The sequence below is a fragment of the Sphingomonas sp. genome, assembly GCF_017744835.1.
Classification (GTDB): Bacteria; Pseudomonadota; Alphaproteobacteria; order Sphingomonadales; family Sphingomonadaceae; genus Sphingomonas.
In genome coordinates this window covers 278,441-302,950 of the sequence record NZ_JAGIAM010000004.1, presented here as the reverse complement: position 1 = coordinate 302,950, position 24,510 = coordinate 278,441, and the positions used below count along the sequence as shown (strand labels likewise).

The following is a 24,510-nucleotide window of genomic DNA, read 5'->3' as shown; positions in this document are numbered from 1 at the left end:
TCGCGTCAGAAGCGAGCTGAGCGCTGGTCTGGCCCGCGCAGGGGCTCGCTGGCGCAAGCGCCGCCGCCAGCCCGAGCGCGCGCGAGCGCCAGCGCCGGCGCTGGGGCCGCGCTCGGTCAGGGAATGACGAGCACATCGCCGTTCTTCAGCATTGGAAGCGAAGCGGCCCCTCCCGCACGTGCACCGGCTTTCCCTCGCAGGAGGGGCTTAAGGCTCACGGGCTCCATGCGCTGTGTACCGTCCGGCTGCTGGCGCATGATGACGGCGTTCTTGATATTGGCGAATTCGGCCGTCCCGCCTGCCATGCTCAGCGCCTGGAGCACATTAACCGTGCTGCTGCTCGTGAAGCTCCCCGGCGTGCGCACCTTGCCCACCACATAGAAGCGCATGTCCATCGCCGTTCGGACGGAGACCGTCACGTCGGGAACGGTCGAACGGTAATTCACCGAAATCCGTTCACGCAGTTCGGAAGAAATCTCGGCTACGCTGCGGTCGGCCGCTCTGATTGTGCCAGCAAGCGGAAAGGCGAAGGTTCCATCCGGCTGCACGCGTACCGACCGCTGCATCCGCTCCTCTCCCCAGACAAAAATGTCCAGTTCGTCGCCGGCATGTACCTTGTACTGCGCCGGCGGCAATTCGACCGCTGCCTTGGCGCTCTCCGTGGGGCTCGACTGCGCGCGAGCCGGCGCAGAAGCGCTGGCAAAGACCGGCAGAACCGCATTGGCAAGAACGAGTGCGGCCAAAAGCCAAATGGTTCGGATGCGCGATCTGGACACGGCAAAATCTCCCCAATTGCTCGCAAGACTAGTTTCCGACGGGGTTCGCGAACATTCCCGTTTCGCCGTTGCGACATCTGGCCTGGGAAATCTGAGAAGGGCGGGTCGCCCTTTGATTGAGGGCGGGAATGTCGCTTCTCATTTGCGCGCTCGGGAAAACAACAGGGTAGTTGTCCAAGCATCGCGGACGCGCAGCTTGTGTATAGTTCCGCTACCGCGTCGGAGTGACGTCTCGGTTCAAACCGATCGATGCCGCCCCCCCAATCGTCAGCAGCATCGGCGACGCGGACCAATTCCGATTGCCGGGAGAGGGGCATAGGCAGCCAGCCCATCACGCCACCTCGACCTGCCCTTGTCGAGGTTTGCCATGGCTACGCGTTCCGCCGATCTGTCGATTCCCGATCGCGTTGCCTTGGCTGGCGCACACCACTCCGCCGAGCCCGCGCACACCGCCACCCTTCAGTTCATAGACTTGGACTTCATCACATCCGAGGCTGGGCCAGTCGTCGAGGTGGTGAGAAACCGGTCCCCGAAGGCGAGCTTTGCCTATGTCGTGACGCCCAATGTCGACCATTTGGTCCGCTTGCAGCGTAACAGGTCGGACCTGTGGCCCGCCTATCGCAATGCATGGATGACGCTGTGCGATAGCCGCATTCTGGCGGGACTGGCCGGCAGGAGTGGCTTCATGCTGCCGGTGATTCCCGGCAGCGATCTCACCGCCTTGATGTTCGAGCAGGTGATCGCGCCAGACGACCGGATCGCAATAGTGGGCGGGGAGGCCTCGGCGATCGACGCGCTCGCGCGGAGATACCGGCTGCGTGATGTCCGGCACCACAATCCCCCGATGGGGTTCATCAACAATGACGTGGAAGTCGCAAAGGCCATCCACTTCCTGATCGACGCGCGCGCGCGCTACTGCTTCCTTGCCCTGGGTTCACCCCAGCAAGAAATACTGGCCTATCGCGTCCTCCGATCGGGTGGAGCGACCGGGATAGGCTTTTGCGTCGGCGCCAGCCTTGATTTCCTGACCGGCGCCCAAGGCCGCGCGCCTGCGCTGCTGCAGCGCATGGCCCTTGAATGGCTATACCGTCTGCTCCTGAACCCACGTCGCCTGTGGCGCCGCTACCTGGTCGACGGCCCCGAGATCTTCGGAATCGCGCGTGCCTGGAACCGCGCCCGATCGCAGTCATGATCTGCCGATGGTCCCGGCACGCTTCCTCGCGGCGATAGCATTGCCGCTGGCGGTGACGAGCAGCATGCCCGAGCGGACGAACGGTGCGGTCGAAAGGCTCGAAGCGGCCACGCCAGTCGCCGGCCTGCTTCGCGTGTTTGTCTCCGGACACAGCCTGACCGACCATCCCTTTCCCGACTATCTGTCGGCGATCGGTGGCGGCGAGGCACGAGCCGAGTGGAACATGCAGCATCTCTTCGGCTCGTCCATACGGGACCGATCGAAGGGCCAGGCAGGTGACGGATTTCGAAGCGGCGTTGATCGGTACGGCCAACGGATAGACGTGCTGCGCGAATTCGAGACGGCGGTTCCTGCTTACGACACGCTGGTGCTGGCCGAGCGGCACACCTTGCTCGACAGCCTCGTCTGGGAAGACACGATCGGAAGCGTGCTCGATTATGAGGCGCGCTTTCATCTGGCATCGCCGGGCGGCCGCGCCTTTCTGCTCTCGAGCTGGCTGGACCTCGACCAGCGCGACGATCCGTCGCGCTGGATTCACTACGAACAGAGGGCGGCCGGAGCTTGGCGATGCACGGCGAGCCAGATCAACCGATCGCTCGCGTCGCAGGGGGCGGAGAGGCGCGTTACCCTCATCCCCGTTGCCGAGGGGCTGGCCGCGCTCGTCGCAGCGGGGGTGTCCGGGGGCTTGCCTCCATTCCGCAACGGCGATGCGTCGGGTATCGTCGAGACTCTGTTCGCCGACCAGGTGCATCTCACTCCCGCCGGCTCCTATTATGCGGCGCTTCTCGCCTATGGCGTCATGCATCGCGAGCTGCCGCCACAGATTCCAGTCCCGGGAGAGATCGAGTCCCGTGTGGGACAGGCGCTCCAGCATTTTGCACGCGGTTTTTTGGACGGCCTGTCCCGGTCCGGGGTGGAGCGAAGCGAGGCGCAATGCCGGGCGTATGTTGCTGGGTTTGTCCCGCTCTATCTGGCCTACGTCCGCGACGTCCGTTGGAGGGGAGGCCCACTGAAGCGAACACTGCAATGGGCGCGGCTGCGAGTGACCTGGCCATTGCTGTTCGGCCTTCGATCTTCCGCCAATCCCCTCAGGGTCCGGCCGTGACCGCGCCTAAGACGCGGGTTCGCCCCGTGCCCATGGGAGCCGGGCAGCATGGATAAGGGCCATGCCGCGGCGATCGGCGAGCGAATCCGAGTGACGGGGGAGCTGGCTTGCTTGGCGCGCGGGCCCGTCATCGTCGACAGCGCCGGCGTGCCGGTCTGGTTTTTGCGCGTACCCAGCGACTGTGCGCTGCCCAGCGGCGGCAGGATCGTGGTGGAAGGCGTGCGCTCAGGTCTCGATCGTATCGATGTCGAATGGGCCGGCGGCGCTGCGTGAACGCATCCGGTGGGTGGCATTCGCCAAATCCCCTTCCGATTTCGCCCAATGTCGTCGGAGCGTGGCGGCGCTAAACTGTCGAGGCCCGTTCCTCGGAGGCGAGACCAGATGGATGACTGGGGACCCGGAAAGGCGCGAGCTCGCCGCAGCTTTTCCCATCGCGGCCTAGTCGCATGCTGCGGCGCGGCGTTCGCGGTCTCGCTTGCTTACGCACACGATCACTGGCCGGTACCTCCGCCTTCGACGTCGTTGCGACCGGCCGCCTCCTCCAAGGCGCGCACGAAGATCGGGATCAATCTCTTTGGCCTCGCCAATTACAATCGCCAGCGCGTCTTTTCGAACCTGATAAGCCAGAGCGAATGGTTTTCCTCCCGGGGAAAGGCCTGGACAGCGATGCCGGCCGGGCAGCTCGACGAGCATGGGTGGGTCCGCTTCCTCCTTCCGGGACAGACCGCGCCGCGTCCCCTGACATTCCCGTCCGCGCCCTATCGCACCACGGCGGTCCGTTGTCGCTACCGAGGCAGTGGCAAGCTGACCGTCGGCGGCGCTGCGCGTCGAATGGGCGAGGGGGACCACTGGCTGATGATCGAGCTCATGCCGACAGGTGCGGTGGACGACGGCGCGTGGATCGAATTGATGCGTACCGACCCGGAGGACCCTCTACGTGATATCGATTGCCGGGAGCCGTCGCACGCTCCCACTGAACGCTTCGATCCCCAATTCATCCGCGATCTTGAGGGTTTCGGGATTATCCGCTTCCTCGACTGGCAGCGCGTCAACGACAATCTCCCCGTCGATTTTCGGCGGCGCACGACGCCGGATATGTCTTCGCAAGTCGGGCCTGCGGGCGCGGCAATCGAGGATATGGTGGATCTGGCGAACCTCGCCGGCGCCGATCCCTGGTTCCTCATGCCGTACAAGGCGCAGCCAGCCTATGTCCGCGCCTTTGCGCAGTTGGTCCGGGATCGTCTCGACCCTGGCCGCACCGTTTATGTCGAGCTCGGAAACGAAATCTGGAACGACATGTTCGACGCCTCCCGCCAAGCGCGGCGCGAAGGGCTGACACTCCGCCTCGGCAACGGCGACCCTGCGCAGGCAGGGGCTCTACGCTACGCGCAAAAGCTGCGTGAAACGATGCGGATCTGGAGTGAGGTTTTTGCCGGTCGCGAGGGCAGGCTTGTTCGTGTCGCAGCGAGCCAGAATGCCAACCCGGACCTCGCCGATACCGTGCTCGCCTATTCCGACACGGCCCGATGGATCGATGCGCTTGCCACCGCCCCCTATATTTGGGTGGACCTCACCCGTCGTTCGTCGACGGACGTCGACAGCATTTTCGTCCAGAGCTTCCGGGCCATCGACGAAACCATAGAATTGGCCGACCGCAACCGGTCGATAGCGGCGCGCTATCACAAGCGCTTCATCGCATATGAAGGAGGGCAGCACCTCGTCACGCCCGACTTGGTCCTGGCCGGGCGCCTACAGCGTGACCGACGCATGGAGGCGCTTTATCGCCGGTACCTGGAGATTTGGGATGCGCGCATCGGCGGCGAGCTGACGCTGTACGCATCGACGGCCCCGATCGGCCCGTATGGTTCCTGGGGTCTGAGGGAATATGCAGGCCAGCCCCTCGAACAAGCGCCGAAGCTACGCGCGGTCAGGCAATATATGGCCACGCATCCCTGATGCGCTCGGTCGGTCCGTCTCTCGTCGCCATTCTGGCGGTCTTGGCGCTGCTGGGGCTTGCCTATGCGACGATCAAGCCAGCCTTCCACGTGGCGATGGTCAGCAGCGCCGCGCTCGCCCTTTTCCTCCATAGCGTGAAGCCGCCGATCGCGCAGCAGATGATGCCGCGGGCGCTGTTCATGGCGATTGGAATGCCAATCCTTGCATGGTCGCTCCTCAACGTCGGCATGCTCTTCGTCGCGATGCTTCTTTGGGTGCCGCTCGTGTCGCGTTGCCACCTTCGCCACGTTGTTCCCGCTTATCTCTACAGCCTTCTCCTGTTGCCCGGCCTCGACATCTCCTTTGCCCTGGGAGGTATCAAGCTGTTCGATTTCGGTGTGCATGACGCCCTCGTCATCGGTGCTGCCTTCGTCGTTTTCGCGAGCGCGGCCAAAGCAAGGCCGCGCCTGCAGCTGGACGTGCCAGCAGTTGCCGTGATGTTGATGTTTGGCGCCGCGCTCGCACGCGATACCTCCGTCACGCATTTTTTCCGAGTGAGCGTGAACGTCGTCCTCGATCTAGGTCTGCCCTATTATGTCGTGAGCCGCGGCGTCCGCACGATCGATGAGATGCGTGCATCGATGCTCTGGCTCGGTTGCGGCGCCGTAACGCTGGCTGCGATCCTCCTGTACGAGGTGTTCAGGGCCTGGCCGATCTACAATGAGCTCTATTATCATTATTCGCTGCCCACGCTGCTGCTGGTGAAGGCGCGCGGCGGCATGTTGAGGGCCGGGGGGCCTTTTGTGGAATCGACTTCCGCCGCCATGGTCCTGGCGACCTGCTGCCTCGCCCTGTGGTTGTCCCGCGAGCAGTTCCGCTCGAAGGGCTGGTATTCGGCGAGCCTGGCCCTCGGCTTGGCTGGGCTCGCCGCGCCCCAGTCGAGAGGCGCCTGGATCGGATTGCTCATTGCGATATGCGCAGCGCAGGCTTTCCGCGCGCGTTACGGGCGTCTGATCCGAAGCGGGCTGATCGTGGCCCTTCTCGCGGGAGGCCTGAGGCTCGCTGCCGAAGCCTCTCCGTCCCTCTCCGAGACCATGGGTTTGTCGGGAGGATCAAGCGAGACGTCCGAGTATCGACGGTTGCTCCTGAAGCGCGGGCTCGAGGAGTTCGCCGACAGCCCCATCTGGGGCTTCCCCATGGATGAAGTGACGTCGCGATTGCACGATCTGCGGCAAGGGGAGGGCATCGTTGATTTCGTCAACACCTATGTCTGGATCCTGCTCATCGCAGGAGTCGTCGGCGCGCTGATATTCATCGGCGCCTTCTTGTACTTCCTGTACCACATGGCGAAATATCGCCGGCCCGATCCTGAGGTTCCGGGCGGCGCGATCGTCGCAAGTTTCGTCTTTGCCGGGCTCATCATGCCGATGGAGATGCTGTTCTTCACATCTTTCGGCGGGCGGCCGTCCTTCTTCGTCTTCGTGCTATTCGGCTATGCGGCGGCGCTGATCAATATCCGATCGCACCAGGCGTTGCCTGAGCGCCGGGCACCGAAAGCAGCCGCATTCGCTTGAAAGCGCAGTTGGGGCGCCGGACGCACGTTTGAGATCTGGCTAGCGACCCGTTCAACCGAGCAGCAGCGCCGCGATCGCGCCTACCGCCGCTCCCGCGGCGCCGGCCGCGATAAAGAACGCTTCCTGTCGCAGGTCCAACAGCGATGCGCGGTGCATTTGTCGCCATTTGAACAGCACGACCGCAGGCTCCATCGAGCCCATGGCTGCGACGATCCCGAAGCTTCCCGAAAGATACCAGCCCGTGGGTATTGCCACGGATAGCCAGATCAGCTTGACGACGCTCGCTTGAAAGGTCGCCCGAATGCGACCGGTGGCGGTCAGCGCCTCGTTTGCCGCGTTGGAAGCCAGGCTGAAGAAGGCAGATATGGCGAGCAGCTGTAGATATACCGCGGCATCGGCGTAGCGGTGGTCGTACAGTGTCGAGACAATCAACGGCGCCGAGCCGATCAGCCCCCCGGCTGCGAAAGTGTAGAGCAAAGAGGGATGTTTGCGCATCGCGTAGAATTTGCGTCGCAGATCGCCCCCGCCGTCGCGCCAGAGCTGGGCATAGCGTGGGTATAGCACCCGGCTGGCGTAAGCGGAGGTGAACGCCAGTGGCGCCGTCGCGAGATTGCCGGCGAGTACGTAAAGGCCGAACCGATCGAGCGGCATCAGGCCGGCCAGGATAAGCTTGTCGCCTTGCATCAGGACCATGGTGATCATGCTCGATCCCGTGACGAATCGCGCAAACTTCCACAGCTCGCGCGCATATCCGCGATCGAATGCGATCCGTCTGGCGGAGTCGGGAAAAGCCAGATAGCTCAGAAGCGACTTGAGCGCCGTACTTGCGAGCAGCGCTGTCAGCACCGCCCAATAACTCCGCCAGAAATAGGCGAATATGGTTGCGGCGGTGATCTGCGCCACCATCACGGCGACCTCAAGGGCGGACAGGCGAAGGATCATGCCACGCCGCAATGCCGTGAGCAGCGTGAGCGACGCCGTCCCTTCAAGCAGGAAAGTCAGCGACGAGACGGCGATCAGCGGGGCAAGCTCGGGTTTGCCGATAAGCGACGCGATGGGAGAGGCGCATGTCGCGAGCACGCAAGTGAGTAGGAGCGATCGCGCGAGCGCGATGGTCCAGATCGTATCCAGGAAGCGGCGCGAGTCGCCGTCACGATGGCGCACCACGAATGCCTGGAAGCCCAAGTCGGACATGAGGGCGAAGGTGAATGAAACCGAGGCGATGATCCCCGCGATTCCAAAAACCTCCGGAACCAATAGCCGCGTCAGGATGACGCTACTGACGGCGCGCAGCAGGTTGATGGCGACGACGGAGGCGACGACCACATTGGTGTCGCGCCGCGCGAAGCTCAAGGCGCGCCGCAGCAGCTCTCCCGCGCGCGCATTGCGCAATCGGCCGGCGCCCCATTCGAGGGTCATTGCTTCGACGCCCGCAGGCTCGCCTCATAGTGTCGCAGCATTGCGGGACCGACGGCCTCGATGGAAAACCGCTCCCGGCACGATCGCAACCCGTTGGCTGCGATACGGCTCGCGCGGCCGGGATCGTTCATCAGCCATTGCAGCCTTGCGGCGAGCGCGTCCGGATCGCCCACCGGCGTGAGAAGCCCGGAGAAACCATCGACCAGTATCTCGTCGCTGCCGGGCCATGCGGTCGAGATCATCGGACAGCCCTGCGCCAGTCCTTCGAGCAATGCGTAGGGGAAATTCTCGAGCCGGGAGGCAAGGACGGTCACATATGCCTCCCGACGTAATTGCATGATATGCTCGGGTGCGAGCGGGCCCGTGAAGGTCACGCGCGCCCGGGCTGACGGCGGCAGATTGGCCAGTGCATATTCCTCGAAATTCAGAAGCCGGTTGGATGCGTTCCTGACGCCGATGTCGGGGCCGACCAGCGTCAGGCACGCATCGGGCCGCGCGGCGAGCAAGCGCACGAAGGCCGCCAGCATCGTATCTGCCCCCTTCGGATAGTCGAACCTGCCGACCATGAGGATGCGGTTGGGATCGCATCCATCAATGTTCCAGCGGTGCACCTCGCAAGGAATTGGTATCGGGTTGGGTATGACTGCGGTCGGGCCACACGGAGCGAGGCGATAGTGCCGGCAGGTTGCGTCGAGGATCGCCCGGGTAGGCGCGCTCAGTGAGCGCGCGCCGCGAAGTGCCGCGCCTTCCGCTTCGCATCGCTGCCCGTCGCGCCGCTCCTCATTGGGAGGGCGGCAAAGCTCCGGCTTGAGGAAATAGGGGCCGTGCAGGCGCGTGACGACGGGCACGCGCGTGCGCCGCTGGACGATCCCGCACCAGCCGAAGCTCTCCTCCATTTCCAGTATGTCGATCGGCGAGATCCGGTGCGCCGTCCGCACTTGGGCCGCGACCGAGCGTCCCAGGCCGGGCAGGTTCCCACGCCAGCGGTCGGTGCGGCGCACCAGCCGGCCAACCCAGGCATCCAGATGACCCTGGCGCTCTGCGAGCGGAAGGCTGCGCCCGTCGGGGTCGAACAGCTGGCCCTCGGCGATGACCGAGACACTATGCCCTTGGGACATCAGGAAGTCGCGGATGGCCGAGACATAGCTGACGATCCCGTTTGCAGCGGCTGACGGTGGCCAATGCGGTGAACAAAGTCCGATATGCACCCGAACAGCCTCGCTGAAGCAGAGGACAATCTTATTGAGCCAAGTCAGGCTGTGTCGATCATGAGAATACCCAAGGGAGTTTCCCCCGCTTGTGAGCGCCCTGGCGGCGGGCTTTACTTAGCTCGAAGCGGCCCCGGCGCCTGCATGGAGAATCCGTGATGGCATTGCTCGAATTCATCGACTTGGGCGGGTATCGATGTCTCAGCGTCGAGCAATGTCGCGAAGCTGGGCGGAAGCTGGCCGAGGCTTACCGACTGAACGATCCATTCCCGCACATCATCATCGACGAGCTGTTCGATCCGGAGCTGCTGCGGCGGGTGGTAGACGAATTTCCTGACAATGCGCAGCGCCCGTGTTTCTTGCGGGATCAGGAGCGGTTGAAGTTTCAGATCCGGCCCGACGAATGCTCCGGCGCGGTCACTCGCGCGCTGTTCGCGGAGCTGAACGCGACGGCATTCCTCGCCTTCCTATCGGAGATGACGGGAATCGAGGGGCTGATCGCGGACCCCTATTTCGCCGGCGCCGGCCTCCACGAGACCAAGAAGGGCGGGCACTTGAGTATCCATGCCGATTTTCCTTGTCACGAAGCGATGCGCCTCGATCGGCGATTGAACCTGCTCATCTACCTCAACGACGATTGGGAGGAGGGTTTCGGCGGTGCGCTCGAACTATGGGACCGCAAGATGCAGTGCCGGCGCAAGTCGATCTCGCCCTCGATGGCCCGAGCGGTGATCTTCAGCACCGAGCGCGACACCTTTCACGGCCACCCGGAGCCGCTCGCCTGCCCTGAGGGCCGGTCTCGCCGGTCGATCGCCACCTATTACTACACGGCACCGGTGGTCAGCGGGGCGCCGATCGGCCGCACCACCGACTTCCGCCCGCGCCCCGGCTCGGCCGACAAGCGGGACTGGCGCGTCATGCTGCACCATCTGAAAGCGGACTGGGTGCCCCCGGTCCTGCAGAGGTGGCTCAATGGGTAGGATGCGGCCTGCGGTGGACAGAGGCTGACATGGATTGGCTCGCGCCATGGCTCCTGTGCGGCGTCGTCGCGCTGCCCATAACGGTGCTCGCAATCGAATGCTTGATTGGCACCCGCGCGCTCCGCGACACGGGCGAGCCGCTTGCCCTCCCCCCGTTCACCGTGGTGATGCCCGCACATGACGAGGCCCTGGGGATCAGGGAGGTGGCCGACGCGGTCGCAGCGGATTTGTGTGAAGGCGATGCGCTGGTCGTGGTGGCGGACAATTGCACGGACGACACGGCTGCCATCGCGAATGAGGCCGGCGCCACCGTTCTGGTCCGAACGGATCCGGAAAATCGCGGGAAGGGACATGCGCTCGAATTCGGCCGGAGGTTCATTGCTGCCGCGCCAAGCGGGATCGTCATCATCGTCGATGCCGATTGCCGCCCGGCCCCTGGGGCGCTTCGGCGCCTGGCTGCCGTGGCATTCAGACATGATGCAGTCGTGCAGGGCGCGTATCTTCTCGAACCTGCGATCGACGCCCGTCCCAATGTGCGCGTCTCCTGCCTCGCTTTTCTGGTGAAGAACCTCGTTCGGCAGCGCGCGTTGCAACGCCTGGCTGGGGCCGCGTTGTTGCAGGGCTCCGGCATGGCCTTCCCGAGCCGCATCTTCAACTCGGTTCAATGGGACACCGCGTGTCTGGTCGAGGATCTGGAACTCGGAATCCGCCTGCTCGCCAGTGGGGAACGGGTGCTTTTCGACGACCGTGCACGCTTCAGCAGCGCCGCCAGTTCCGAACGCGCGACCGCCAACCAGCGCCGCCGGTGGGAACATGGCATGCTCCAGTCCATGTTCGGCCTGGCCTGGCGCCTTGCACCAGCCGTTTTCAAGCATGACTGGCGATTGGTCTTCGTAGCGCTCGACCTGTTGATCCCGCCGACCGCGGTGCTGGTGGCGATGGGCCTCGGGGTGACGGCCATGGCATCGGTGCTGCTCGGCCCGCACCCTGCAGTCGTCTCCCTTATTGCGGCCCAACTTCTCCTCGCTTTCGGGCTGGTACGGGCATGGCGCGCGCATGGCCGCGCGCTGCTGCCGGCGGGTTCGCTGGCGCACGTTCTTCGATATGCCCTTTGGAAGCTGCCCATCGCGGCGCGTTTCCTCGTCGGGCGCGAGCGGGAGTGGGTTCGCACGGAGCGCGAGCTTTGACGCGCATCTCGCAATTTTCGACCGCGGATGCCGGCTTCGTCGTTATCGGCCGAAACGAAGGTGCCCGGCTGGCGCTCTGCATCGCGAGCGTCATGCGCGCGACGGACAAGATCATATATGTGGATTCCGGTTCGACCGACGACAGCCTCGACCTCGTACGGAGTAAAGGCATCCGGACGATCGAACTGAACCCGTCGCAACCGTTCACGGCTGCGCGGGCGCGCAACGCCGGTGCGGCATGGCTCGAGGAGAACTATCCCGGCCTTGCATTCATTCACTTCATCGACGGAGATTGCGAACTGGTCGATGGCTGGCTCGCTCGCGCAATCGAACAGATGGAGGCGGAAAGTGATCTTGGCGTCGTCTGCGGCCGTCGGCGCGAGCGCAATCCGAACGCCAGCCCATATAACCGCCTTTGTGATTTCGAATGGAATACGCCGATCGGCGTCGCCGACACTTGCGGGGGAGACGCGCTCTTCCGGGCGTCCGCCTTTCGCGCCGCAGGCGGCTTTTCTGCGGAGCTGATCGCGGGCGAAGAGCCGGACCTCTGCCAGCGCGTCCGCGCCGCCGGATGGCGCATCCGGCGCATGGACCAGGAAATGACCGTCCATGACGCGGGAATGACGCGGTTTGCGCAATGGTGGCAGCGCAACCGCCGCAGCGGCTATGCCACCGCCGAGGCGCTTACTCGCCGTGGCGCCAAGAACCCGCGGATCTGGCGCGAGGTCTTGAGCAACGTGCTTTGGGCGTTGCCGGTCGCGTGGCCGTTCTGGCCGCTGCTCTGGCTCAGGATCTGCGCCCGAAAGGGCCCTTTCGTCGCGAGCTACCTGACGCTGGGGAAGTTGCCGCACCTGCAAGGGCAGGTGGATTACTGGCGCAGCCGGCGTGTCCTGATCGAATATAAATAACGATCGCGCCGATTTCCCTTCCCAATTCTTCCTACGGAATTGTCGAAATAGGCGGCCGTTCGTCCCTTTCCTACCATGCGCTCCAAGGGAGGCCCGCATGGACGGACTGAATATATCCTACGAAGCCAACGCACGCGCGAGAGGGCTGCTTCTCCAGCAGACAGGTGGTTCCGGCAAGCCGCCGCGCAGCGTCCTGATCGGAGCCGAGTCTCTCCTGGTAGAATGCGCAGCGATATTGCAGCAGAACGGGCATGCCATCGCTGCCGTCGTGGCGCCTTCCGGGCCCGCCGCGGACTGGGCGGCGAGCGCCGGCCATCGCTTATTCCACCGGGCAGGCGAGCTGATCGATTCCGATATCGGGCCGATCGACTATCTCTTCAGCATCACCAATCTGTCCATCCTTGCCCCGGATGTCCTGCGCCTTGCGCGGCGCGCAGCAGTCAACTTTCATGATGGGCCCCTCCCGCACTACGCAGGGCTGAACACGCCTGTCTGGGCGATGCTTGCCGGCGAGCCCCGCCACGGTGTGACGTGGCACCGCATGACCGAGGCAGTCGACGGCGGCGACATTCTCGCAAGCGAAGCGATCGAGATCGAGCCCGGCGAGACGGCAGTGTCGCTCAATACCAAATGCTTTGCCGCGGGAATGCGCAGCTTCGCGTGGCTGGCCGCGAACCTGGATGACGCATTACGGCAGGCTTGCCCACAGCAGGGGAAGCCGATGCGCTGGTTCGACCGAAAGGACCGGCCGACGGCTGCCGCGACGATCGACTGGAGCATGCCGGCCGAAGAGATCCACCGGCTCGTGTGTGCGCTGGACCACGGCCTGCACAGCAATCCCCTGGGCGTGCCTAAGGCGCTGCTCGGCGAGACTCTGGTCCTCGTCGAGGAGGTGGAGGTCCTTGTCGCGCCGTCCACGCTGCCACCCGGCACGTTGGTCGCGTCGTCTCCCATCCCCCGCGTTTCAACGGGCAATTACGATGTTCTGCTCACGCGTATTGCGCGGGTGGACGGGGAACCGATCACGAGTCTTGAGGCCTCCCCAGGCGACCGCTTTGCCGTGCTCGACGAGGAAGCACGCTCGAACGTTTCTGCGCTCGATGCCGCGGCCGCCCATTATGAAAACTGGTGGCGCAAGCAGCTGTCGGAGCGCGACTGTCTGCACTTGCCGCACTTTCGCCTGGCACCCGCAAATCGCACCCCCTTGGTCGCGAACCTCGACGAGAGCCTTCCGCCCGGACTGGCGGGCCGGGACCTCCTCGCCGCGTTTGTCGCGTATCTCGCAAGAGTTGCGGATCGCGACGTCGTGGACATCGGCTATGCCGACCATGTGCATTTCTCGCGCCTCGAAGGCGCACGCCACTGGTTCGCAGACCAGCTTCCGCTGCGCGTCAAGCTCGATTGGGAGCAGCCCCTCTTCGAACTTGCCGACGGTCTGAGCAACCGCATCTGCCAGATGCACAAGCATGTGGCAGTTGCAGCGGACCTTCCGGCCCGTTGCCCCGAGCTTCGCGGACGCATGCCCCTGGCGCACCCGATCTGCGTCCAGATGGTGGACGATCTCGACGCCGTCTGCGTCAATCCCGGCACCGTGCTCACGGTCGGGATCGCGATCGACGGTCGAAGCTGTCGCTGGACCTACGATCGTGCCCGGCTTGACGAAATGGCGGCACTGGACCTGTGCCGCGGCTTCGGCGCCTTCTTGGAGTCGCTCGCCGCCGCGCCAGGGGCACCCATTGGGTGGCTGCCCCTGCTCACCAAGTCCGAGCGCCGGCGGGTGGTCGAGGATTGGAACCTGTCCACTGCCCAGGTTCCTTCGGCCGCCGGCGTTCACCAATTGATCAGCCAACAGGTTACGCGTTCCCCGGATCGCGTAGCGGTGATCTCGCGCGGGCGATCGATCAGCTATGCCGAGCTCGACGCGCGTTCCAACCGTCTGGCCAGGCATTTGGCTGCCCTCGGCGTCGGACCGGGCGGGCTGGTGGGGCTGAGCCTCGACCGGTCGATCGACCTGCCCGTCGCCCTCCTCGCCATCCATAAGGCGGGCGGCGCCTATGTCCCGCTCGACCCGGCCTATCCGGCGGCGCGGCTGAAGCACATGATCGACGATGCGAAGCTTCCGGTCATCGTGACCCGAGAGGCGTTCGCCGCCGCATTGCCATCCAGTCCGGCGACGGTGGTCCGGATCGACACGGATCGAGCAGACTTCGAGCATCTGTCGCCGGCTGCGTTCGACGGCGGCGCCGGCCCCGGCGATCTCGCCTATGCGATCTACACCTCGGGCTCGACCGGGCTGCCCAAGGGGGTGATGGTCGAACATCGCAACCTGCTCAACTTCTTCGCAGGCATGGACGCGAAGCTCGAGCCCGACGGGACCTGGCTCGCGGTCACCAGCCCCAATTTCGACATTTCCGTCCTCGAGCTCCTGTGGCCGCTCACCCGCGGATATCGCGTCGTGGTCGCAACGGAGCGAGAGATTCGAGGCGAGGTGCACGCCCGTGCGTCGCGCGAACTGGACTTCAGCCTCTTCTATTTCGCGAGCGCGGACAATGTGGATAACGCGGACCAATATCGTCTGCTGCTCGAGGGCGCCAAATTCGCGGACGCGAACGGATTCGAGGCCGTCTGGACGCCCGAGCGGCACTTCCACCCATTCGGTGGGCTCTATCCCAATCCGTCCGTCACCTCCGCCGCGCTTGCGACATGCACGCGGCGGGTGAAGATCCGTGCCGGCAGCGTGGTTGCGCCCCTGCATCATCCCGCCCGCATCGCCGAAGAATGGTCGCTCGTCGACAATCTGTCTAACGGGCGCACGGGAATCGCCTTCGCCTCAGGCTGGCAACCCGACGACTTCCTGCTGCGGCCCGAGAATTTCGCGGACCGCAATGAAGCGCTGATGCGCTGCATCGCAGACGTCCGGGCTCTGTGGCGCGGCGAACGTCGGCGCTTTCCGGGGCCGCTCGGCCGCGACGTCGAAATCGGGATCTATCCGCGACCCGTGCAACCGGAACTGCCGTTCTGGATCACGGCGGCAGGTAATCCCGAAACCTTCGCCGCGGCCGGGCGCGCGGGCGCGTTCGTGCTTACACATCTGCTCGGTCAGAGTGTCGCGGAAGTCGGAGAGAAGCTCGAGACCTACCGTCGTGCCTGGCGTGAGGCCGGGCATCCAGGTGAGGGACACGCCACGCTCATGCTGCACAGCTTTATCGGCGACAGCATGGACCAGGTGCGGTCGGCTGTCCGCGAGCCCTTGATCGAATATCTGCGGACCTCGACGAACCTGCTCAAACAATATGCCTGGTCATTTCCCGCCTTCAAGCGACCAGGTGGCAGTGATGTCGCCGATCCGCCGGACCTAGCCGCCCTCACTGCCGAGGAGACGGAGGGGCTGCTCGAACATGCGTTTGATCGCTATTTCGAGAGCAGCGGTCTTTTCGGGACCCCGGAGAGCTGCGCCGATCTGGTCGCTCGCCTGCGCACGATCGGCGTCGATGAGATCGGATGCCTGATCGACTTCGGTATCCCCACTACGACCGCACTCGCGCATCTGCCGCACCTCGACGCGCTCCGGCGGCTCGCCAATGGGGAGGCCGGCACCGAGGAAATGAACCTGCCCGAATTGATACGGGCGCATGGTGTGACGCATCTCCAATGCACACCGTCGCTTGCGCACATGCTGGTGAGCACGCCTGCCAGCCGCGACGGCTTGCGATCCCTGCGCCGTTTGATGGTCGGCGGAGAGGCGCTGTCGAGCGAACTCGCACAGGATCTCTCGGCGCTCGTCGGGGGGACGGTCATGAACATGTATGGCCCGACCGAGACCACCATCTGGTCGGCGGTGCATTCTCTCGAGGCCGAGACGTGCGCGCCGCCGCTCGGCCGCCCGCTCGCCAATCAGCAGATCTACCTGGTCGATCGAAGGCTTGAGCTCGTCCGACCCGGCACTCCGGGCGAACTCGTCATCGGTGGCGGCGGCGTCGTGCGCGGATATCTCAACCGTCCCCAACTCACCGACGAACGCTTCGTCGCCGATCCGTTCACGCCGGGAGGACGCCTCTATCGGACAGGCGACCTGGCCCGGCAGCGCGACGACGGCACGATCGAGTTCCTGGGAAGGCTCGATCATCAGGTCAAGATCCGTGGCTACAGGATCGAACTCGGCGAAATCGAGGCCGCGCTCCTGCGCCACCCGGAGGTGCGCGAGGCCGTTGCCCTGGCCCGCGGCAGCGGAGAGGATATCCGCCTTATCGGTTATTGCATCGCTCCGGAGCTTCGCGGCGGCCAGGAGGCGCTCCGCGAGCATCTTCGTTCCAGCCTGCCCGAATTCATGGTTCCGGCGAGCATCGTGCTCCTCGACAAGATGCCGCGCACTCCCAACGGCAAGACCGATCGGAACGCACTTCCGGATTTGGACCCCGCCGTCGAAGCCGGCGTCATGGCCACGGCGCCGGGCGCCGATCCGCTGCAGGAGCAGATCCTCGCGGTTTGGCGCGACGTGCTGAAGCTCCCGCATGTGAGCCTGAAGGACAATTTCTTCGACATTGGCGGGCATTCGCTGCTGGCGCTGCAGGTGCATCGGCGGCTCGCCGCCAGCATCGATCGGCCGCTTTTGCTCACCGACATCTTCCGCTTCCCCACGATCGAGAGGCTGAGCAGGCACCTGGCAGGCGAAGACGCTCGGCCCACGATCGCGCCGGAGGGGCAGGAGCGTGCCCGTAGCCGTCAAATTGCGGTCCGTCGGCGCGCCGGCATCCACGCCCTGGCACGGAACTGAACCCATGTATCAATATCGCAGTGAGTTCGGCGCGTCGGACGAGAGCGCGCATCCCGACACGGCAATCGCGGTCGTGGGCATGTCGTGCCGCTTTGCCGGCGCGCGTGACCTGGAGGCCTATTGGGCGCTCCTGCAACGCGGCGAGGAGGCGATCCGGACCTACAGCGACGACGAGCTGATTGCCGCCGGCGTTCGCCCGGAAGTGCTCAGCAAGCCCGACTATGTCCGACGCGGCGCGCCGCTCGAAGACATGGAGTATTTCGACGCGTCGCTGTTCGGTCTCAGCCCGCGCGACGCCGCGATCATGGATCCGCAGCACCGCCACTTCCTCGAATGCGCGTGGGAAGCGCTGGAGAACGCTGGCCATGTGCCGCAGCGGTTCGGCGGGGCGATCGGCGTCTTCGCGGGCTCGGGGCACAATGCCTATATGCCCTATCACCTCCTGACCAATCCGAAGCTGGTCCGGGACGTCGGACTTTTCCTTCTGCGGCACACGAGCAACGACAAGGACTTCCTCGCGACGCGGGTTTCGTACCTGCTCGACCTCAAGGGACCCAGCATCAACGTCCAGACGGCGTGCTCGACTTCGCTGGTGTCGATCCACATGGCGGCACAGAGCCTCCTGAACGGCGAGTGCGACATGGCGCTGGCGGGCGGCGTTTCGATCGAGCTTCCCCACCGGCAGGGCTACTTGTTCGAGAAGGGGGGGATACTCTCCTCCGATGGCCATTGTCGGCCCTTTGATGCGGGTTCGAAGGGTACCGTCTTCGGGAGCGGAGCGGCGGTCGTCGTCCTGCGGCGGCTCGCCGATGCGGTAGCTTCCCGGGATCATATCTACGCCGTCATTCGCGGGTCGGCGATTAACAATGATGGCGCCGGCAAGGTCGGCTACCTCGCGCCCAGTGTCGATGGACAGGCTCAGGTGATTGCAGAGGCGCTCGCGATCTCCGACGTGCCCGCGGACACCGTCAGCTATGTCGAGGCGCACGGGACCGGCACGCCCGTCGGCGACCCGATCGAACTCGCCGCGCTCACCCAGGCATTCCGGGAATCAACCGATCGGTCCGGCTTTTGCGCGATCGGCTCGGCAAAGGGGAACATCGGGCACACCGACACCGCCGCCGGTGCCGCCGGCCTCATCAAGGTGGCGATGGCGCTCAGCCGCCGTGAGCTTCCGCCTTCGCTCAACTTCGACGCGCCCAATCCCGAATGCGCGTTTGAGCGCAGCCCCTTCTTCGTCCAGGCCGACCGGCGCGCGTGGGAGCCGCAGGGGCATCCGCGGCGCGCGGGGGTGAGCTCGCTCGGCGTTGGCGGCACCAACGCGCACGCCGTGCTGGAGGAGGCGCCCGAGCGGCTGCCGGGCAGCGCGAGCCGCCGGCAGCAGCTCCTGCTCTGCTCGGCAAGATCGGAGCGCGCCCTGCGCGACAATTGCATCGCGCTCGGCGACCATTTCGGCGCCAATTCGTCCGATGACCTGCCGGACGCGGCTTTCACGCTGAGCACCGGGCGTCGGCATCTGCCCTATCGGTGTGCCGTCCTCGCTGAGACCAGCGAGGAAGCGGCGGGCAAATTCAATGCCGCAGCCGCGGTCGCCGAGCCGTCATCCGGCTGCATGGCCGAACGCCAGGTGGCGTTTCTGTTCTGTGGGGCCGGCTCGCAGCATGCCGACATGGCATTGGAGCTCTATCGGAGCGAATCCGTCTTTCGCACCGTGGCAGACGAAGGGCTGACGATACTCGACGGGCTTGGCTTGTCGCAAGTTCGCCGCTGGCTGCTCCCGACGCCGGAGGATCGCGCGCAGGCGGCGGTGGAGATGGAACGTCCCTCGATTGCTCTTCCAGCGCTGTTCATCGTCCAAGTGGCCCTTGCGCGGCTCTGGATGTCGCTGGGCGTTCGGCCGAGCGGGATGATCGGACACAGTTCGGGGGAATATGCCGCGGCCCATCTTGCCGGCGTGATCGACATGGAGGCCGGGCTGCGCATCGTCAGCGCACGGGGCAGGTTGTTCGAAACGGTCGAGCACGGCGGAATGCTCAGCATCGCTATGGCGGAGGCCGAGCTCAAGCCTCTGCTTCCGGCGGAGCTTTCCATCGCCGCGATCAACGCGCCTAACCTGTGCGTTGTCTCCGGTCCTGCGGAGGCCGTCACGCACTTCAGGGCGGAATTGGCGGCGCGCGAGATCGACGCCCAGGTCGTCCGCATCGCCGTGGCCGCACATTCTCCGGTGCTCGATCCGATCCTTCCGGAATTTCGCGCGTTGATGCGGTCGATATCATTGCGCGCGCCGCGTCTTCCCTTTGTTTCCAATCTCACGGGCGACTGGATCGCCGAGCATGAGGCAACCGACCCGGAATATTGGGTGCGCCATCTCCGCGAGACGGTGCGCTTCACCGATGGGCTGCAACAGCTCCTGATCGACTCCGATCGTGTGCTGCTCGAAGTTGGGCCGGGAAGATCGATGGCCAGCCTGGCGCGACAGCATCCGCACCGCGCAAGAACCCAAGCTGTCTTGAGTTCGCTCCCGCACCCGGAGCAGCCCATTCCAGGCGATTCCTTCTTCTGGACCAGCGTGGGCCAGCTTTGGGAACTGGGCGTTCCGCTCGACTGGGATGGCTGGTGGGCCCAGGAGGCGCGCAACCGGGTGCCGCTTCCAACCTACCGTTTCGAGCGCCAGCGTCATTGGTTCGAGTGCGGAAGTCCTTCGGCACTCGTCTGTGACGATGCCGACTCGCTCGAGCGTCGCCCGGAGTTGTCGGACTGGCTCTTCGAGCCCGTCTGGACCCGCGCACCGGCTGCGGGTGGCGCTGCCGTATCGGGCAACGTCCTGGTGTTTCAGGATCGGGGGCGTTTCGGCGAAGCGCTGGCGCAGCAGCTCCGTGCGTCGGGGGCGGAAGTGATTTCGGTCTTCCCCGGCGATCGCTTTCGTCGATCGGGCGAGCGCTTCACGGTCGATCCAGGGAGCCCAGCCGATTATGCGGCGCTGTTCGAGCAATTGCGGGCTCTGGGGACGAGGATCGGCCGGATCTACCATTGCTGGCTGGCGGACGGCGGGCGAAGAGCGTCGCGTCCTGTCGACTGGGTCCTGGAACGGGGGTTCCACAGCCTGGTCGCAATGGCCCCAGTGATCGCGCGCGAAATCGGCGACGATCCGATCGACATGGCTGTCGTCACCGCGGCCCTGCACCGCGTAGCGGACGACCGGACCGTCGTCCCAGAAAAGGCGACCGCGCTCGGCGCCGCCAGCGTGATCGCCGCCGAATATCCGAACATCCGCGTGCGCAGCATCGACGTGCCGCTCGTCCAGGGCGCGGCGTCGCGGCGCCTTTCGCAGATCGCCGAAGCCGTTGCGAGCGAGCTTTCAAATCCGCCCACGCTCGCACCGATCGCAATTCGAGGAGGGGAGCGCTGGCTGCAGAGCTACCGGCCGGTGGCGGGAGGAACCGCCGAGCCGGCGCTTCAGTCGCGGCTATGCTGCGGCGCGACTTATCTGATTACGGGCGGCCTGGGCGGGCTCGGCCTCACGATAGCGCGGCATCTCGCCCAGCAATATTCGGCCAATGTCGCGCTGATCGCCCGCAGCCCGCTGCCGCCGCGCCACCAATGGGCCGATCTCCTCGCGAACAACGCGCTCGATCCGAAGACCGCCGAGCGTGTTCGGAAGCTCCTGGCCATCGAAGCGGCGGGCGGTAAGGTCGAGCTGTTCGTGGCCGACCTGACGGACGCGCGCGCAGTCGGCCGGGCGGTGCGGCAGGTACGCGCCCGGTTCGGGCGGATCAGGGGCGTCTTCCACGCTGCCGGGACCCTCGACGATGCGCTGATCGAGACGGGGACTCGCGGCGCGATCGAGGCCGTTCTTCGTCCCAAGGTTGCCGGCACGCATATTCTCGATGCTGCGCTCGCGACAGACCGGCCCGAGTTCCTGCTCCTCTTCTCTTCAGTCAGCGCCTTTGCGGGCCTGCCGGGGCAGGCCGGCTATGCAGCGGCGAACGCCTTTCTCGACAGCTTCGCCCAGGCCCGCCACGAGGACCCGGCGACGCGGGTGATTTCCGTCGCCTGGAGCCAATGGCGCGAAGTCGGCATGGCGGCGGCACTTTCCGCTTCCGCCGACGGTATCTGCAACACGGAACAGGACCGGATCGGCGAGGAAGTCCACCATCCGTTTCTCGATCGCTTGCACGCCGTTTCGGAAGATGAATATGTGGTGACGGGATCGCTGTCTCCCGAAAGGCACTGGCTGCTCGGGGAGCATCGCGTGTCCGGCGGCGCGCTTATTCCCGGAACCGGATATCTGGAGCTCGCCCGCGCCGCGTTCGATTTGATCGATCCCGGCCCGGCAATCCTGTCCGACGTGACTTTTCTTTCGCCCTTCTCGGTGGCCGACGGCGAGGAACGCCATTTGCGCGTGCATCTGCGGCGCAGGGTGGGGCGCGACTGGCGCTTCACCATATCGGGCCGCGGACTCGCGGAGCCGGCATGGAGCGAGCATGCGACCGGCACGATCCGGATGTCGGCGGAGACATCCGAGGCCGCGATCGATATCCCGGCGATCTCGGCCCGCTGCCTCACCACCCGTGCGGGGAACCGGGAACAAAGCCATGTGCTCGACTTCGGCCCCCGGTGGCACAATGTGCGGCGGACCGAGCTCGGTGAGGATGAAGCGGTGCTTCATCTCGAGCTCGATGCCGCCTTTCACGGCGATGTCGATGTGATCCGGTTGCATCCGGCGCTGCTCGATCTCGCTACGGCGGGGGCGCAGGCGCTCATCCCCGGCTACGACGCCAAGAGAGACTTCTTCGCTCCTTTTTCCTACCGCCGGATCATGCTGCACCGGCCGCTGCCGGCACGCATCGTAAGCCATATCCGCTATCGACGGCCCACGAATGGCGAGACGCAGACCGCCACCTTCGACGTCATAGTCACGAACGAGGGGGGCGACGTGCTCGTGGATGCGAGCGAATTCATGATGGTCCGCGTCCGTGACGCGGCGCTGCTTTCCGGCGTCCAGCCGCTGGCCCTGGATTCAAAAGCAGAAGAGAAGAAGGGGCTCCGTCCGCAGCTGGATGGTATTCTGCCCGAGGAAGGTGTGGCGGTCCTCGAGCACGTCCTCTCCCGCGACCTGCGCCCGCACACGATCGTCTCGCCTTATCCGCTCGAGCCGGCTCTGGCGCTCCTGCGCAAGCCGCGGCCACTCGGGATCGCCGGGGCGTCTCGTGGCGAGGGCTCCGCGGAGGATCTGCCGCGGACGCCAATGGAGCAGAGCATCGCTGATCTCTGGGGCGACCTTCTCGGGCTGGATTGCGTCCGCCGCACGGATAATTTCTTTGATCTTGGGGGGCATTCCCTCCTTGCCGTGCAGTTCACCAATCGGCTGCGCAAGAAGACGGGCAAGAGCCTGCCGCTCGCTGCGCTGCTCGATCGGCCGACGGTCGAGAATCTGGCGCGCGCCCTCGATCCCAATGGCGCGGAGACACCATCAGAGCGCGGCGGCGACGATCCTGCGCCGGGTCTTCCGCAGGTCACTTCGATTCGACCAGGAGGTGCGCGCGCGCCGATCTTCTTTGTGCACGACGGCTTGGGAGAGACGCTCCTCTATCGGGGACTTGCGCTGCGTTTGAACCCAGAGCGTGCAATTTACGGTCTGGAGCCGCTGCGCGGCGCCACGGGGTTCGCGCACACGCGCATCGATGAGATGGCCGCCAACTATGTGGAGCGTGTTCGCGCGCTGCAACCGCATGGCCCATATCTGCTTGCCGGCCTGTGTGCTGGTGGCGTGATCGCCTTCGAAATGGCCCGGCAGCTGGAAGAAATTGGCGAGCGCGTAGCCTTTGTCGGCATCATCGACGCCGCCGATGTGGCATCTGCCAAGCGCTCCTTCGTAGCCACGCGCGCACGGCTCAATCGAGTGCGGATGCTCTTCGCACAGAGGAAAAGCCTGCTGGTGCTTCCCGCCTTGGTTCGTCGCGCGATCAATGCCGCTGCATGGGAGCTGGGGTCGCGATTGCGCAGGGCTCGCGATCGCCAGGCCGTGCAGCAGCTTCGGCGCGCGAACCATGCCGTTGCCGCACCTCCCACTTCGAGCAGCGCACCCGGGATCTCCTTCCTCAAGCTCTACGAGGTCGCCCATGCGCGACACCGACCGGCCGGGCTGTTTGGCGGCGGCACCGTGGTGTTGTTCATGGCTACCTCCGGCAACGGTACCGTCGACGATGCGCCCTATGGCGAGATTTACAGCGATTCCGCGCTGGGCTGGGGGAGGCGCGTCGCAGGCGAAGTGAGCGTCATTCCGGTCCCGGGCGGGCATAGCAGCGCCTTGCAGGAGCCAAATGTCGAGGTCCTCGCCCTACGCTTCCAAGAAGCGGTGGACGCCGCCATGGACGGGCTCGACGCGGACACCGGCGTCCATTTGCCGTACGCGCCGGCCTGCGCGGTGGCGGCCGAATGACGATGGCGCCAATCTCGCTCCCCTCGATAGACGTCATCGTCGTCAACTTCTGCACCGGCTCGCTCGTGGTCGCGTGCCTGGAGAGTCTGGAGACGGAGCGGGCGAGCGTGCCGAGGCTCCGGGCGGTGGTTGTCGACAACAACTCGCCGGACGGCTCGGCAGACCATATCGAAGCCGCCATCCGCGCCCGCGAGTGGCAATGGGTCGTGTTGCTTCGCTCCCCTGCGAATGGCGGCTTCGGTGCCGGCAACAACATGGCGATCCGCTGGGCGCGCGCGCAAGCGGCTCCTGCCGAGCTGTTCTGGCTGTTGAATCCTGACACCGAGGTGCGCCCCAACGCTGCTGCTTGCTTGGCCCGCTTCATGGCCACCCATCCGGCTGCGGGCATTGCGGGCAGCGGCCTTCTCGAAGGCGATGGCAGTCCTTGGCCCTATGCTTTTCGTTTTCCCAACATTCTGGGTGAGCTCGAACGGGGGGCAAGGTTCGGCCTGCTCACGCGGCTCCTCAAGAACAATGCGGTCCTGCGTCGGGTCGGCAATTCGTGCGAGCAGGTCGATTGGGTATCTGGCGCGAGCCTGATCGTTCGCCGGGACCTGTTCGAAGGCGGGCTTGGTTTCGATGAAGGTTATTTCCTTTACTATGAGGAGACGGATTTCTGCCTGCACGCGCGCAAATCCGGGTGGGAGTGCTGGTACGTCCCCGGAGCAGTAGTTCTCCACGTGGCAGGTCAAAGCACCGGGGTAACCGGTCGACAGCTCAAGCTTCGTCGTCTTCCGGCGTATTGGTTCCAATCGCGCCGCCATTATTTCCTGAAGAACCACGGCAGACCCTACGCGATGCTCGCCGACCTGGCTTGGCTTGTGGGGCATGTTTTCGCCCGCGCAAGGCAGATGGCGTCCGGCGCGACCAGTGGTGACCCGCCGCAGCTCTTGGCGGACTTCCTGCGACATTCCAGCTTTGCGCCGAGCCGCTTCCGGCCAAACGGGTATCGCAGACGTGCCGGCTAGCGC

The 24,510-nt window shown here is 65.1% G+C and carries 14 protein-coding genes; 11 read left to right on the top strand and 3 right to left on the bottom strand.

Annotated elements, in window-relative coordinates:
* Positions 1-116: 116 nt before the first annotated feature.
* Positions 117-776, bottom strand: coding sequence for a polysaccharide biosynthesis/export family protein (locus J7500_RS14235; RefSeq protein ID WP_294062478.1), 660 nt, complete (start codon positions 774-776; stop codon positions 117-119).
* A gap of 367 nt (positions 777-1,143) precedes the next feature.
* On the opposite strand from J7500_RS14235, the gene J7500_RS14230 reads away from it, so the two are divergent.
* The 5 genes from J7500_RS14230 to J7500_RS14210 all read left to right on the top strand — a co-directional run bounded on the left by J7500_RS14230 (position 1,144) and on the right by J7500_RS14210 (position 6,582).
* Entirely contained in the window at positions 1,144-1,968 is an 825-nt protein-coding gene (locus tag J7500_RS14230; protein ID WP_294062477.1) for a WecB/TagA/CpsF family glycosyltransferase, read from the top strand.
* Positions 1,969-1,975: 7 nt separating this feature from the next.
* A complete protein-coding gene (locus J7500_RS14225) occupies positions 1,976-3,073 on the top strand; it encodes a hypothetical protein (RefSeq protein WP_294062476.1) in 1,098 nt (365 codons plus the stop codon).
* Between the two features lie 48 nt (positions 3,074-3,121).
* Entirely contained in the window at positions 3,122-3,346 is a 225-nt protein-coding gene (locus J7500_RS14220) for a DUF5818 domain-containing protein (RefSeq protein WP_294062475.1), read from the top strand.
* A gap of 108 nt (positions 3,347-3,454) precedes the next feature.
* Positions 3,455-5,029, top strand: coding sequence for a hypothetical protein (locus J7500_RS14215; RefSeq protein WP_294062474.1), 1,575 nt, complete (start codon positions 3,455-3,457; stop codon positions 5,027-5,029).
* Positions 5,029-6,582: an O-antigen ligase gene (locus J7500_RS14210; protein ID WP_294062472.1), complete on the top strand. Its 1,554-nt coding sequence runs from the start codon at positions 5,029-5,031 to the stop codon at positions 6,580-6,582. Before J7500_RS14215 ends, J7500_RS14210 begins: the two co-directional genes overlap by 1 nt.
* 51 nt (positions 6,583-6,633) lie before the next feature.
* Here the strand turns inward: J7500_RS14210 and J7500_RS14205 are convergent, their stop codons facing one another.
* Positions 6,634-8,001: an oligosaccharide flippase family protein gene (locus tag J7500_RS14205; protein WP_294062471.1), complete on the bottom strand. Its 1,368-nt coding sequence runs from the start codon at positions 7,999-8,001 to the stop codon at positions 6,634-6,636.
* The gene (locus J7500_RS14200) at positions 7,998-9,209 is read right to left on the bottom strand and encodes a glycosyltransferase family 4 protein (RefSeq protein WP_294062469.1); all 1,212 of its coding nucleotides are present in this window, start codon (positions 9,207-9,209) and stop codon (positions 7,998-8,000) included. Before J7500_RS14200 ends, J7500_RS14205 begins: the two co-directional genes overlap by 4 nt.
* 158 nt (positions 9,210-9,367) lie before the next feature.
* On the opposite strand from J7500_RS14200, the gene J7500_RS14195 reads away from it, so the two are divergent.
* From J7500_RS14195 to J7500_RS14170, 6 genes are all read left to right on the top strand, one after another.
* Entirely contained in the window at positions 9,368-10,189 is an 822-nt protein-coding gene (locus tag J7500_RS14195) for a 2OG-Fe(II) oxygenase (RefSeq protein WP_294062468.1), read from the top strand.
* Between the two features lie 29 nt (positions 10,190-10,218).
* Complete coding sequence (locus tag J7500_RS14190) at positions 10,219-11,376, top strand: glycosyltransferase family 2 protein (protein WP_294062467.1); 1,158 nt, start codon at positions 10,219-10,221, stop codon at positions 11,374-11,376.
* Entirely contained in the window at positions 11,373-12,284 is a 912-nt protein-coding gene (locus J7500_RS14185) for a glycosyltransferase (RefSeq protein ID WP_294062465.1), read from the top strand. The genes J7500_RS14190 and J7500_RS14185 overlap by 4 nt, the downstream gene beginning before the upstream one ends.
* 97 nt (positions 12,285-12,381) lie before the next feature.
* The gene (locus tag J7500_RS14180) at positions 12,382-17,058 is read left to right on the top strand and encodes a MupA/Atu3671 family FMN-dependent luciferase-like monooxygenase (protein ID WP_294062464.1); all 4,677 of its coding nucleotides are present in this window, start codon (positions 12,382-12,384) and stop codon (positions 17,056-17,058) included.
* 4 nt (positions 17,059-17,062) lie between these two features.
* Positions 17,063-23,500: a type I polyketide synthase gene (locus J7500_RS14175; RefSeq protein WP_294062463.1), complete on the top strand. Its 6,438-nt coding sequence runs from the start codon at positions 17,063-17,065 to the stop codon at positions 23,498-23,500.
* Entirely contained in the window at positions 23,497-24,507 is a 1,011-nt protein-coding gene (locus tag J7500_RS14170; RefSeq protein WP_294062461.1) for a glycosyltransferase family 2 protein, read from the top strand. The genes J7500_RS14175 and J7500_RS14170 overlap by 4 nt, the downstream gene beginning before the upstream one ends.
* Positions 24,508-24,510: the final 3 nt, after the last annotated feature.

Coding starts and splice junctions, on each gene's coding strand:
- J7500_RS14215 (WP_294062474.1), top strand. CDS start 3,455: ATGGATGACTGGGGACCCGGAAAGGCGCGAGCTCGCCGCAGCTTTTCC.
- J7500_RS14230 (WP_294062477.1), top strand. CDS start 1,144: ATGGCTACGCGTTCCGCCGATCTGTCGATTCCCGATCGCGTTGCCTTG.
- J7500_RS14210 (WP_294062472.1), top strand. CDS start 5,029: ATGCGCTCGGTCGGTCCGTCTCTCGTCGCCATTCTGGCGGTCTTGGCG.
- J7500_RS14225 (WP_294062476.1), top strand. CDS start 1,976: ATGGTCCCGGCACGCTTCCTCGCGGCGATAGCATTGCCGCTGGCGGTG.
- J7500_RS14170 (WP_294062461.1), top strand. CDS start 23,497: ATGACGATGGCGCCAATCTCGCTCCCCTCGATAGACGTCATCGTCGTC.
- J7500_RS14220 (WP_294062475.1), top strand. CDS start 3,122: ATGGATAAGGGCCATGCCGCGGCGATCGGCGAGCGAATCCGAGTGACG.
- J7500_RS14205 (WP_294062471.1), bottom strand. CDS start 8,001: ATGACCCTCGAATGGGGCGCCGGCCGATTGCGCAATGCGCGCGCGGGA.
- J7500_RS14175 (WP_294062463.1), top strand. CDS start 17,063: ATGTATCAATATCGCAGTGAGTTCGGCGCGTCGGACGAGAGCGCGCAT.
- J7500_RS14190 (WP_294062467.1), top strand. CDS start 10,219: ATGGATTGGCTCGCGCCATGGCTCCTGTGCGGCGTCGTCGCGCTGCCC.
- J7500_RS14180 (WP_294062464.1), top strand. CDS start 12,382: ATGGACGGACTGAATATATCCTACGAAGCCAACGCACGCGCGAGAGGG.
- J7500_RS14195 (WP_294062468.1), top strand. CDS start 9,368: ATGGCATTGCTCGAATTCATCGACTTGGGCGGGTATCGATGTCTCAGC.